The following is a 12,200-nucleotide window of genomic DNA, read 5'->3' as shown; positions in this document are numbered from 1 at the left end:
TTAGTCTATTCAACTAAAACAAGTATCGTCAAGAGGCGCCGGTGCGGGTCGATTACGGTCGAGACATGTCCGATGCACCCGCCGAGCCCGCATCCACCGATTCGGTCGCCCGATTCCAGCGCGCGACCACCGACAACGACATCACCGCCCTGCTCGACACCTTGACCGACGATGCCGAACTCATCTCACCGGTATCGGGGCGGCTCGTCTTCCGCGGGCGAACCGACCTCGCCCCTCTGCTCACCCTCGTCTATCGCGCGGTCAGCGATCTGCGATGGACCGACACACTCGGCACCGGCGACACCCGGGTCCTGTTGGGCGAAGCCAGGTTCGGTCCTTTTCGGATGACCGAGGCGATGGTGCTCCACCTCGATTCCGACGGCCGCATCCGGCGCTTGCGCCCACATCTGCGCCCCTGGCTCGCGCTCACCGCGGTGGCGGTGTGGTTGGGTCCGAATCTGCTCCGGTATCCGGGAGCGGTGCGGCGGGCCGCGGCGTCTGCGCGGTAGCCACCGGACCGTCTTCGACCAGGCCGTCCGGGGTGAGCTCGAGCCTGCGGATGACCCCGATGTCGTCGAGGAAGCGCTCGTCGTGGCTCACCACGATCAGCGCACCCTCGAAACTCGCCAGCGCCTGGGTGAGATGAGCCAGGCTGGGGAGGTCGAGGTTGTTGGTGGGTTCGTCGAGCATCAGCAGCCGGGGGGCCGGCTCGGCGAGCAGCAGGGAGGCCAGGGCGGCGCGCAATCGTTCGCCGCCCGAGAGCGCCGCGGCCGCGATGTCGGCATCGGCACCACGGAACAGGAAGCGCGCGAGCTGACCGCGGATCCGCTCCGGCGTCGCGTGCGGTGCCGCGGCGGCGACGTTCTCGAACACCGTTCGCGTTTCATCGAACACGTCGAGACGCTGCGGCAGCATCCGCCACGCCACCTTCGGCCCCTCCTCGACGATCCGGCGCAACAGGGTGGTTTTACCCGCGCCGTTGCGCCCGGTCAACGCGATCCGCTCCGGTCCGCTCACGCGCAGCTCGACCACCGGACCGTTGGCCAGCTCGACCTGCTGCAGGTCGAGCACATCCTGGCCTGGATACAGCCGGGTGCCGGGGAGCTCGACGCGGATCTCCCGGTCCGCGCGCACCGATTCCGCGGCGTGGTCGAGGGTTTCGCGGGCGGAGTCGAGTTTGTCGAGATGGGAGTTGCGCAGTTTGCCCGCCGACACCTCCGCGGCGTTCTTGCGCAATCCCGCGACGATTTTCGGTACTCGCTTGTTGTCCTGCATCTTCTGCGCGAAGCGGGCCCGCCGGTCCAGTTTCGTTCGCGCGTCGACGAGTTCGCGTGCCTGCTTACGCACATCGCTGCGCGCATCGCGAACAGCGGCGCGCGCCGCCTCCTGCTCGGCCTCGATGATCCGCTCGTAGTCGCTGAAACCTCCACCGAAGGAGCGGATTTCGCCCGCGCGCAGTTCGGCGATGCCGTCCATCCGGTCGAGCAGTTCGCGATCGTGGCTGACCACGATCACGGTGCCCGTGAACTGCCGGATCACCTCGTAGAGCCGCCCGCGGGCGACCGCGTCGAGGTTGTTGGTCGGTTCGTCGAGCAGTAGCACGTCGGGCTCGCGCAGCAGTTGCGCGACCATGCCGAGCAGCACGGTCTCGCCGCCGGAGAGGGTGTCCAGCGTGCGGTCGAGGTCGTCGACCGAGGTGGCGACGTAGTCGAGCCCGAGCTTGCCGAGCAGTGCGACAGCCTCGTCCTCGACCTGCCAGGACATGCCGACCGTGTCGAAATCGGCGGGTTCGCCGGTGCCGCTCTCGATGCGGTGCAGCGCGCGGCGTACCTCGGCGATACCGAGCACCTCGTCCACCCGCTGACCGGTCTGCATGCCCAGGTCCTGCCGGAGATAGCCGAGGCTGCCCGGCACGGAGATCGACCCACGCACGGGCTTCAGTTCACCGGCGACCAGCCGCAACAGCGTCGATTTCCCGGCGCCGTTGCTGCCGACGAGACCGATCTGACCCGGCCCGACGACAGCGTCGAGCCCGTCGAAGACAGTGGTGCCATCCGGCCAGTGAAAGGTGAGATCGGAGAAAGAAAGAGAGGTCATGCGGATCCCCTGGAGGTGCGACGGAAACACGGTGCGCAGAATGCGGACCGTCCGAGAGCGCTACCTCAAGAAATCAACGCATGGCTCCGATCGCCGGGAACAAGACCCTTCATTGATAACACCGAGCCATCCCGACGCGCCACCCCTTTTCTCCTCCTGTGAGCCCCGTCATGGAAAAGCTAGCCTGGACGCGAGTCGCCATCTCGTGGGCGAACCCGGATCGAAGGAGTGCGATGGCGACGATTGTGGTACGCGAGGCGACCCGGCACGATGTCGACGCGGTGGCCGAGACGCTGGCCGCGGCGTTCCAGCACGACCCGGTGATGAGCTGGATCCTGCCGGATCCGGATCGGCGGGCCGCGGGCCTGCCCCGGTTCTTCGCCACGATGGCGCGCCACCGCTTCTTACCGGCGGACGCCTCCGACCTCGCCCTGCGCCCGGACGACACGGTGGGCGGCGTGGCCCTGTGGACCCCGCCGCACCGCCACAAGCCCTCGCCGCTGGCCGAACTTCGCACCCTGCCCGGTATCTGGCGCGCGTTCGGCCGCCGCACCCTGGCCGGCAAACAGGTCGGTGACCTGCTCGAGAAGAACCACCCGACCGAACCACACTGGTATCTGGCGATGCTCGGCTCCGCCCCCGATGTCCGGGGCGCGGGATACGGCAGCGCGCTGCTGCACAGTCGGCTCGACCGCGTCGACGCCGAGCATGCTGTCGCCTATCTGGAATCCAGCAACCCGGTCAACGTGCCGTACTACGAACGCTTCGGCTTCGTCGTGACCGGCGAATTGCAGATCCCGGGCGGCCCGGCGCTGTGGCCGATGCTGCGGGCAGCGCGCTGAGTCAGAGCTTGACGATCGAGCTCACCGGGTAGTCGCCCTGGTGCTCGCGGCCCTTCAGGAACTCCAGTTCCATCACCACGGCGGCGGCGACCACCTCGGCGCCGACCTCTTTGAACAGGGCTGCCGCGGCGGCGAGGGTGCCACCGGTGGCGAGGACGTCGTCGAGCAGCAGGATCCGCTTGCCCTCGAGGTCGACGCCGTCGGCGGGGATTTCCAGTGCGGCGGAACCGTATTCGAGCTCGTACTCGCGCGAGACCACCGGCGGCGGGAGCTTGCCGCCCTTGCGGATGGCGAGCACGCCGGTGCCGAGCGTCGCGGCGACGCCTGCTCCGAGCAGGAAGCCACGCGCGTCCACGCCGGCCACCAGGTCGGCGTCGGGGGCGATGGCGGCGAAGCAGTCGATGACCGCGCGGAAGCCGACGGCGTCGGCGAACACAGGGGTGAGATCGGCGAAACGCACACCCGGCGTGGGGAAGTCGTCGTGCCAGCGGGTCAGCCGGGTCACCGCGGCGGCCGCCTCGGCGGTGCGCTCACTGGCCTGATCGTCGGACTCGACCACCGCGTGCTTGCTCATCAACCCTCTTTCATCACGTGCGCTCATCGCTGCAACACCCAGCGATCCATGTTCCACCCGGTACCGGCCTGTGTCGGACCGGCGATCCCGTTCCGCATGCCGTTGCCGAACGCGATGACGCGCGGCGTCGCGAACAACGGAATGCTCGGTAGCTGCGCCCACAACAGGTTCTCGGCCTCGGTCAGCAGGTTCAGCGTCGCGGTCGAGTTGGCTTCGCCCGCAAGCTGATCGGTGATCGCATCGTAGCGACCGTTAGCAAACCCACCGAAATCGAGGCCGCTACCTGCCCGCAACGCGGCGAACGCGGCAACTCCCTCGCTCGCCCCCGCGGGCCCCGGCACCGCGCCGGTTCCGCCGAGCACCGCGTCGACCGCGCCCTCGGGCAGCTTCACCGGGGTGAACTCGGGCGAACCCGCGTCGACCACGGTGATGCCCGCCCCTCGGCAGGACTCGGCGATCATCGCCACGGTCTGCGCGCGACGTGCGTCGGGACCCTGATACCCGATCCGCACCGTCGGCTGCGCCGCGCCGGACGAGGCCAAAGTCGCGGAGGCCGCCGGGATGTCGGCGCCGCGATAGCGATCGGCACCACCGATCACTGCCGGGTAGTACAGCGAATCCTGCTGCACCACATGCGCGTTCAGTACACCCGCACCGAGCCCGTGCGGCGCAGGCTCCCCTGCCTTGCCCAGCGTGTCGAACAGCGCCTGGCGTGGCACACACTGCGCGAACGCCCGGCGCACCTCCACCCGGGAGAACACCCCACCGGTGGCGAGCACGAGCTGTTCGGCACTGCGGCTCGCGACCGTCTGCTCGTCGAAACCGTCGAGCTCCAGATCCGCGACCGACCCGGCCCCGAGATCGACGACGCCGAGCGCGTTCTCCTTCGCCTTGGCGGCGAAATCGGTGCCCTTGGGCCACACCACGATCCGCTTCGTCTCGGGCGCGTCACCCCACCATCTCTCGTTGGCGACCAGCACCAAACCGTCCTTCGCGCTGAAGGATTCGATTCGATACGGCCCCGACGACGGGAACTTCGTCAGATCCAGCGCCCCGGCCCGCACAATCCAGCCGCTGTTCCAGAAATCGGCGATCCGGCCGATCACCGCGCCGTCGCCGGTCTGCAGGGCGTTCACCACGTTCGGCACCCCGACCGCCTGCGCCACCACATGCGCGGGCATCACCTCGGCCGCGGTGAACAGCGTCCGCCACGGCAGGTAGTGCTTACCCGGCCGGAACACCACGGTGGCGTCCTTGGACCCGGGCTGGCAGTCGATCCGTTCGATCTCGTCGTAGCCCACGGTGCTCGCCGCGTCGAACAACGAGACGGGCCCGCGGTCGCCGGGGCGGGTGAACTTGCCCGAGCGCGCCGACCACGCCAGCACCAGGTCGTCGCAGGAGGTCTTCACCCCGTCGGAGTACACCCCGTCCGGGTTGAGCCGGTACTGCACCGTCTGCGTCTCGCCCGGCACTTCCTTGGCCGTGCCGACGTCGGTGTCGGCCACCTGCTGACCGTTCGGTCCGGTGTAGAAGAACCCGGTCAGCACCCGGCCGAACACTGCCGCGGCGCCGCTGCTCGCGCCGAGCGTGCTCGCGCCGTTGTAGCTGGCGACCGCGGCGTCGACCGCGTACCCGATGGACGGCACCTGGTTCTTGGTCGAGCACCCGGCCACCACGGAGGTGGTCACAGCCGCCGTGGCGAGCACGGTGATCAGTCGAATCGTGCTGCGTCGCATGATGAGACCCCCTGCTAGTCGGTCGTCAGTGCCTTCTCTGCTGCCGCTTTCCGCTCGGACGCGAGCCCGGCCGCGGCGCGCCGCTGCCGGTCGGTCGCGAGCCACGGGCGGCCGACGCGCCCACCGGAACCCGAGCGCCCGCACCGACACCGGCACGCTTGTCCAGGACCTTCTTGGTGTGCGCGGCCACCGGACCCCAGCGTTCCTTGATCGAGACCAGCACCGGTACCGCCAGGAAGAGCGAGGAGTAGGCGCCGACGATCATGCCGACCAACTGCACCAACGCGAGGTCCTTGAGCGTGCCGACCCCGAGCAGCCACACCGCGATCACCAGCATGCCGATGATCGGCAGGATGCCGATCACGGTGGTGCTGATCGAGCGCATGAGTGTCTGGTTGGCGGCCAGGTTGGCCTGTTCGGCGTAGGTGCGTTTGTTCAGGTGCAGCACGCCGCGAGTGTTCTCCTCGACCTTGTCGAAGACCACGACATTGTCGTAGAGAACGTAACCCAGAATCGTGAGCAAGCCGATCACCGCGGCCGGGGTCACCTCGAACCCGACCAGCGAGTAGATACCCGCCGTCACGAACAGGTTGAAGAACAGCGACACGATCGCCGCGATGGACATGTCCCGTTCGAAGCGGATGGCGATGTACACCATCGTCAGCAACACGAACACCGCCAGCGCGATCAACGCCTTCTGGGTGATCTGCCCGCCCCAGGTCTCGCTGATCTCGGCGATGCTGATGGCGTTGCGGGTCACCTGCCCGGACGAGTCCTTGGGCTGGAATTCGTCGTAGAGCGCGGTCTGGAGCTGGTCGATCTGTGCCAGGTCGAGGGTTTCCGAACGCACCTGGATGGTGGCCGACTCCCCGGAACCGACCTTCTGCACCGACACCGGTCCGTGGCCGAGCGCCTGCGAGTAGACGTCTTCCACCTCCTGGGTGGTGACGCCCTCGGCTGCGGGGATCTGGATACGCGAGCCGCCCTCGAAGTCGATACCGAGGGTGAAACCGCGCACGCCGATGCTGAGCAGCGAGATCAGCAGCAGCGCCGCCGACAGCGTGTAGAAGAACTTGCGCCTGCTGACGATGGGGAAGCCGCCGGTGCCGGTGTAGAGACGCTCGAAGAACCCGTGCTTCGGGCCCTGTGCGGGCTCGTAGGAGTCCAGGTTCACCGATTCCTCGGTGGGGTTGTCGTTGCTCATCGTGACATCTCCTTCGGCCTGGCCTGGCCGCGTTCCCTGGCGATCTGCTGAACCGAGCCGAGTCCGTTCACCGACGGCTTGGCCCAGAACGGCGAGCGCGAGGCGAGCATCAGCAGCGGTGCGGTGACCAGGTAGAGCACGATCACGTCGAGGACTGTGGTGACGCCGAGGGTGAAGGCGAAGCCCTTCACCTGACCGGCGGCGAGCAGATACAGCACGACCGAGGCGATCAAGCTGACCGTCTTACCGGACAGGTTGGTGCGCTGCGCGCGCTGCCAACCGCGCGGCACCGCCGAGCGGAAGCTGCGGCCTTCGCGCATCTCGTCCTTGATGCGTTCGAAGAACACCACGAACGAGTCGGCCGTCAATCCGATACCGATGATCAGACCGGCGATGCCCGCGAGGTCGAGGGTGAACCCGATCCACCGCCCGAGCAGCACGATGATGCCGTAGACCGCGACACCGGCCGCGATCAGCGAGAACCCGGCCAGCAGGCCGAGCATCCGGTACACCAGCAGGCAGTACAGCAGCACCGCGATGAGGCCGACGGCGCCGGCCAGCAGACCCGCCTTCAGCGAGGACAGGCCCAGCGTCGCCGAGACCGTCTCCGCTTCGGAGGTCTGGAACGACAGCGGCAGCGAACCGTACTTCAGCGTGTTGGCCAGCTCGTCCGCGCTGTCGGCGGTGAAGCTGCCCGAGATCGAGGTGCGACCACCCAGCTGCGGGCCCTGCTGCACCTGCGGCGCGCTGACGACCTTCGTGTCGAGCACGAACGCGACTCGCTTGTTGACGTACTCACCGGTCAGCTTCGACCAGGCATCGGCGCCCGCGGACTTGAACTCGAGGTTCACCTCGTGCCGGGCCTGCTGGGAGTTCAGGCCGGAGGTCGCGTCGGCGATCTCCTGGCCGTCGATGCGGCTCGGGCCGAGCAGGAACACCTCGGTGCCGTCCTGCGAGCAGGTGACCAGGGGAAGGGCCGGGTCGTCGTTACCGGTCAGCGGGTCGGGCTTGGTGCAGTCCATGGCCGCCACGGCGACCTGCTGAACCTGCTGATCAGTGCTCTGGCGCAGTGCCTTGGCGTCGGCGATCTCCTTGGCCTGCTGCTGCTGGGTGGTGAGCCCACCGGGCGGCGGCGTCGGCGTGGGAGGCGCCTGCGCGGGGAACACCCGCGACTGCGGTGCCGGGGTTGTCGCGCCCTCGGTGGGCGGGGCACCCTCGGCCGGCGGGGTCGCTTCGCCGGGGGCGGGGGCCGGAGTCTCCGTGGCCGCCGGGGGGGTGGTGCCACCCGGTGGCGCGGTGCCGGTCGCGGGCGGAGCCGCCCCGCCTGCCTGCGGCTCGGTCGCGAACAGCACCGGGCGGATGTAGAGCTTGGCGGTGGTGGCCAGCGCGCGTGCCTGCTGGCTGTCATCGCCGGGCACCGTGATGACCAGGTTGTCACCGTCGATGACCACCTCGGAGCCGGCGACACCGAGCCCGTTGACGCGGGCGTCGATGATCTCCTGCGCCTTCTTCAGGCTGTCCTGGCTCGGCTTGTTGCCGTCGGGGGTCCGCGCGGTCAACGTGACGCGGGTACCACCCTGCAGGTCGATGCCGAGCTTGGCCGACGGGGAATGGTCACCGGTGAAGAACACCAGCGCGTAGATCACGGCCAGCAGCGCGGCGTAGACGCCGAGCAGCCGGAACGGATGCGCCGATCCTTGGGAAGGTGGCACAGCAGGTCATCTCCTAGGCGGGAAGTCGAGGCTGGATCGGTGGGCACGACGGTGCCCGGCCCGCGACGCCAGTGCGCGCGGGCGGGAAGAGGGGCTGGTCAGTCCTTGGTCAGCCGGGTCTCGGTCTGTTCCACGGCTTCCTCGACAACGGGAGCGTCGGTGGCCTCAGTGGTCTCCTCGACGGTCGCCTCGTCGGCGCGCACCTCGCGGATCGCCTGACGCAGCCAGGTGGTGACGACATCCTCGGCGATCTCCAGGTCGACGGTGGTCTCGTCGAGGTCGACGATGGTGCCGTACAGACCCGAGGTGGTGACGACCGCGTCGCCCACCTTCAGCGACTCCTGCATCGTCGAGACCTTCTCGGCCTCCCGCTTCTGTTTGCGGATACCGAAGAACATCGGCACGAGCAGGGCCAGGATCAGCAGCGGAAAGAGGAAGTCCATCGTCGAAGTCAGTCCCTAGTCAGTGGTGGACGTGCGAGTACGCCTGACAGTCTGCCAGTTCCCCGCCGCGGCGACACACCGGACACCGACGCGCGCGTGAAACTGCCCCGGTCCGCGGGTGCGCGAACCGGGGCAGAGGGTGTTCAGGCGACGGGGCCGTAGGTGTAATCGTCGAGCGGGAAGGTGACGGCCTCGCGGTGCGCGGCGGCGGTGCTGGTCGGGCGCAGCAGTGCCGCTTCACCGTGCTGGTTGAAGTAGTAGCTGCGCGCGGACGAGCAGTCACCACCGTAGAAGACCGAGGAACCGAGCTTGTCGGTCATCCGGTCGAGGAATTGCGCGTTGGCCTCGTCGGTGACCTCGAAGGTCTGCTCGCCCCGGCGGAACAGTTCGGTGAACAACCTGCCCATGTGCTTCATCTGGGCTTCGATGGTGGTGAAGTACGACAGCCCGCTGTAGGAGTAAGGGCTGTTGAGACTCAGGAAGTTGGGGAACTTGGGCACAGTGATGCCCTCGTAAGCCTGAAAACGGTTGTCGCGCCAGAACTTTCCGAGATTCACACCGTCGCGGCCGACGATTTCGATGGCCGGGAAGTTCACGTCCCACAGGTTGAAGCCGGTGGCCAGCAGCAAGGTGTCGATCTCGGTTTTGTGGCCGTCGGCGGTGACGATGCCGTCGGGTTCCACATGGTCGATCGAGTTCGTCTCCAGCCGCACGTGCGGCTGGTTGAAGGTCTTGAAATAGGTGTTGGAGAACGTCGGGCGCTTGCAGCCGAAGTCGTAGTGCGGGGTGAGCTTGTCCCTGGTCTCCGGATCACGCACCTGCGCGAACAGGTGCGCCTTGGCCAACGCGGCAGCCGCCCGGTTCAACGGTTTGGCCTGCTTGTAGTGCAGCACGCCGACAACCATCAACGCCTCGAGCATGCCAGTGTTGACCAGCCGGGCCGCCTTCTGCGTGAGCGGAACCCTGTCGAACAGTTCCCGCACCACCCCCGGAATCGGGGCGTCGACCTTGGGCACCACCCAGATCGGGGTCCGCTGGAACACGGTGAGCTCGTCGACCTTCTTCGCGACCTCGGGCACCAGCTGCACCGCGGTGGCGCCGGTGCCGATGACGGCGGCCTTGCGACCGGTCAGGTCGTAACCGGCGTCCCAGTCGGTGGTGTGGATGATCTTGCCCGCGAAGGACTCGATGCCGGGGAACGGCGGAGTGTAGGGCTGGGACAGAAAACCCGTCGCCGCGAGCAGATAGCGCGCGGTCAGCGTCTCACCGCCGGCGATCGTCACCACCCACTGCTGGTGCTCCGCGTCCCAGCGCGCACCGTCGACGACGGTCCCGAACCGCATCCGCCTGCGCAGATCGTATTTGCCGGCCACATGCTCGGCGTATCTCTTCAGCTCGGCGCCGGGGGCGAACAAACGGGTCCAGCGCGGGTTCGGCTCGAAGGAATAGGAGTAGGTCACCGAGGCGATGTCGACCGCCAGACCCGGATACCGGTTCACATGCCAGGTGCCGCCCAGGTCGTCCTCCCGTTCCAGGATGACGAAATCGCGCAACCCGAGCCGGTCGAGCTCGATACCGGCACCGATGCCACCGAAACCCGCTCCGACCACGACCGCGTCGAACTGAGGTACCACGCCGAACCTCCAGACTGAGGGAGAATGCTCCAGTTCCAGAATGACACGTCATTCTGATTACATCGAATGTAACATCGTCAATGTGACGAAGCCACCCTCGCGAATCGACCAGCGCAAAGCCGAATTGCGCAGGGAGATCATCGATACCGCGTTCGACTGCTTCGCCGAGAAGGGCTATCACGCCGCCGGAATCGCCGATATCGCCACGCGTCTCGGTATCGGGCACGGCACCTTCTACCGCTACTTCGCGAACAAGCGCGACATCATCGACCATGTCATCGACGAGGTGAGCGGACGCATCTTCGGCGCACTCGACCACGATATGGAGCCCGAAAGCGCCGCCACCATCGAGGAATACGCCGCGCTGATCGACCGGATCAGCGATTCGCTCAACCGCGTCCTGCTCGATGATCCGCGCACCGCGCACCTGTTGCTGTTCCACGCCACCGGCATCGACGACGAGCTCACCGAACGGGTGTACGGCCTCGTCGACGCCACCGAGATCCTCATGACGCGCTACCTCGAACACGGTGTGCGCGTCGGCTACCTGCGCGCCGATATCGATACCGCCAGTACCGCCAAGGCGGCACTGGGCATGATCGTCGCCGGGCTGGTCGCCGGGATGCGAACCCCTGATCCGGCATCGATGTCGGTGTACAGTCACGCCGTGCGGCGGCTGTTCATCGACGGCGTGCGCGCCGCTGCCCGATAACGAAAAGCCGTGGGATAGAAGGGCAATCCTGAGAGAATGACCGCTGTGACGCCCGACGATGTGAGCCGCACCCACTTCGCCATGCCGACCCTGGGCCATCGCGGCTACCACGCAGACGAGGTCGACGCTTTCCTGGAACGGGTATCGGCCACCCTCGACGGGCAGGGCGCGCTCACCGCCGACGACATCCGCCACGTGCACTTCGGCGCACCGCGTTTCGGCGGTCGCGGATATCAGGCCGACCAGGTCGACGACTTCCTCGACCGGGTGCGGACCGAGCTCGAATATCGCCAGAAGGGCGGCGCTCCCGTTCCGGCGGCGCGTGCGGGCGACGATGTCGCCGAGATGCTCACCCCCGACGACGTGCACCGCATGCGGTTCACCCAGTCCGCCGTCGGCAGGCGCGGCTACCACGAGGAAGAGGTCGACGCCTTCCTCGACCTGGTCGCGGCGACCCTGGCCCACAACGGCCCCGGCAGCCTCACCACCGCCGATGTGCGCGGCGTGCGCTTCACCGACACCCGCCTCGGCACTCGCGGCTACGCCCGCGAAGAAGTCGACGCCTTCATCGACCTGGTGATCACCGCACTGGAACACCCCGAACGCCGGATGTGATCTTGGCGGCTGGCGCCGCGGGGTTCTCGGCCCGAAGGCGAAACCAGCAGCAACTTCGGCGGCTGGTTCTCCGGGTTCTCGGCCCGGCACGACCGGTAGGGATCGGCGCCGGTTGCGTTATCCCTGGATGCTGTGGAGTTCGGCTTCGCGTAGGTCGTCGGGGAAGACGTAGCGGCGGAAGGCCCAGAAGCGGAAGGCCATGGCCAGCAGGACGCCCAGGATCTGTCCCGAGATGAAGTTGGCGACCATCTGCACCGTCGGATCCACGTGCGGCACACGCAGATTCAGCGCGTAGAGCGACAACGCCTGCGGGATCATCGTGACCACGATGCCCAGGGCGCTCACCGCGAAGAACAGGGCCGCTTCGTGACTGCGCTGCCGACCGCCGCGCGCGTTGAACGACCACTCGCGGTTGAGAATGTAGGAGGCGATGGTCGCGATCAGCGCGCCGAGCAGGCGCGCGGTGAGCGGCTTGTCGCCGAGCACCGTCAGTTTCACCGCGTACACGACGCCCGTGTCGATGAACCAGGTGATCGCACCGACCACGGCGAATTTCAGAAGTTCCCGATGCTTCAGGAGCAGGGAACGCAACGGCTCGGGGAGTCGTTGCACCACCTCTAGGACTGCCACC

At 67.5% G+C, this 12,200-nt stretch carries 12 protein-coding genes; 4 read left to right on the top strand and 8 right to left on the bottom strand.

Annotated elements, in window-relative coordinates; genetic code table 11:
* The first annotated feature begins 65 nt into the window (after positions 1–65).
* Complete coding sequence (locus ACFWFP_RS04575) at positions 66–509, top strand: nuclear transport factor 2 family protein (protein WP_379293120.1); 444 nt, start codon at positions 66–68, stop codon at positions 507–509.
* On the opposite strand, the gene ACFWFP_RS04570 is transcribed toward ACFWFP_RS04575, so the two are convergent.
* Positions 427–2,097, bottom strand: a complete 1,671-nt coding sequence (locus ACFWFP_RS04570) for an ABC-F family ATP-binding cassette domain-containing protein (RefSeq protein ID WP_379293119.1) — start codon at positions 2,095–2,097, stop codon at positions 427–429. The two genes, ACFWFP_RS04575 and ACFWFP_RS04570, sit on opposite strands and share 83 nt — an antisense overlap.
* Before the next feature lie 233 nt (positions 2,098–2,330).
* Between ACFWFP_RS04570 and ACFWFP_RS04565 the strand changes: the two genes are divergently transcribed.
* On the top strand, positions 2,331–2,939 hold the full coding sequence (locus tag ACFWFP_RS04565; RefSeq protein WP_379293118.1) for a GNAT family N-acetyltransferase: 609 nt from the start codon (positions 2,331–2,333) through the stop codon (positions 2,937–2,939).
* Between the two features lies 1 nt (position 2,940).
* Here ACFWFP_RS04565 and ACFWFP_RS04560 read toward each other — a convergent pair whose 3' ends face one another.
* The 6 genes from ACFWFP_RS04560 to ACFWFP_RS04535 all read right to left on the bottom strand — a co-directional run bounded on the left by ACFWFP_RS04560 (position 2,941) and on the right by ACFWFP_RS04535 (position 10,242).
* A complete protein-coding gene (locus tag ACFWFP_RS04560) occupies positions 2,941–3,513 on the bottom strand; it encodes an adenine phosphoribosyltransferase (protein WP_379293117.1) in 573 nt (190 codons plus the stop codon).
* A 23-nt stretch (positions 3,514–3,536) separates the two neighbouring features.
* Positions 3,537–5,249: an ABC transporter substrate-binding protein gene (locus ACFWFP_RS04555; protein ID WP_379293116.1), complete on the bottom strand. Its 1,713-nt coding sequence runs from the start codon at positions 5,247–5,249 to the stop codon at positions 3,537–3,539.
* Between the two features lie 25 nt (positions 5,250–5,274).
* On the bottom strand, positions 5,275–6,453 hold the full coding sequence (gene secF, locus ACFWFP_RS04550) for a protein translocase subunit SecF (protein ID WP_379293115.1): 1,179 nt from the start codon (positions 6,451–6,453) through the stop codon (positions 5,275–5,277).
* Positions 6,450–8,165 carry a protein translocase subunit SecD gene (gene secD / locus ACFWFP_RS04545; RefSeq protein ID WP_379293114.1) on the bottom strand — a complete coding sequence of 572 codons (1,716 nt, stop codon included), beginning with the start codon at positions 8,163–8,165 and terminating at the stop codon, positions 6,450–6,452. Before secD ends, secF begins: the two co-directional genes overlap by 4 nt.
* A gap of 98 nt (positions 8,166–8,263) precedes the next feature.
* Positions 8,264–8,608, bottom strand: coding sequence for a preprotein translocase subunit YajC (yajC, locus tag ACFWFP_RS04540; protein ID WP_379293113.1), 345 nt, complete (start codon positions 8,606–8,608; stop codon positions 8,264–8,266).
* A gap of 143 nt (positions 8,609–8,751) precedes the next feature.
* Complete coding sequence (locus ACFWFP_RS04535) at positions 8,752–10,242, bottom strand: flavin-containing monooxygenase (protein WP_379293112.1); 1,491 nt, start codon at positions 10,240–10,242, stop codon at positions 8,752–8,754.
* A gap of 82 nt (positions 10,243–10,324) precedes the next feature.
* Between ACFWFP_RS04535 and ACFWFP_RS04530 the strand changes: the two genes are divergently transcribed.
* Together ACFWFP_RS04530 and ACFWFP_RS04525 are read left to right on the top strand one after the other, a co-directional pair.
* Positions 10,325–10,954, top strand: a complete 630-nt coding sequence (locus ACFWFP_RS04530; protein ID WP_379293111.1) for a TetR/AcrR family transcriptional regulator — start codon at positions 10,325–10,327, stop codon at positions 10,952–10,954.
* A gap of 36 nt (positions 10,955–10,990) precedes the next feature.
* On the top strand, positions 10,991–11,569 hold the full coding sequence (locus ACFWFP_RS04525; protein WP_379293110.1) for a DivIVA domain-containing protein: 579 nt from the start codon (positions 10,991–10,993) through the stop codon (positions 11,567–11,569).
* Positions 11,570–11,686: 117 nt separating this feature from the next.
* On the opposite strand, the gene ACFWFP_RS04520 is transcribed toward ACFWFP_RS04525, so the two are convergent.
* The gene (locus ACFWFP_RS04520) at positions 11,687–12,199 is read right to left on the bottom strand and encodes a GtrA family protein (protein ID WP_378626902.1); all 513 of its coding nucleotides are present in this window, start codon (positions 12,197–12,199) and stop codon (positions 11,687–11,689) included.
* Position 12,200: the final 1 nt, after the last annotated feature.

The organism is Nocardia sp. NPDC060249 (assembly GCF_042728755.1).
In the GTDB taxonomy this organism is placed as follows: domain Bacteria; phylum Actinomycetota; class Actinomycetes; order Mycobacteriales; family Mycobacteriaceae; genus Nocardia.
The sequence above is the reverse complement of the archived record's forward strand: the minus strand, read 5'-3'. Positions and strand labels throughout refer to the sequence as shown.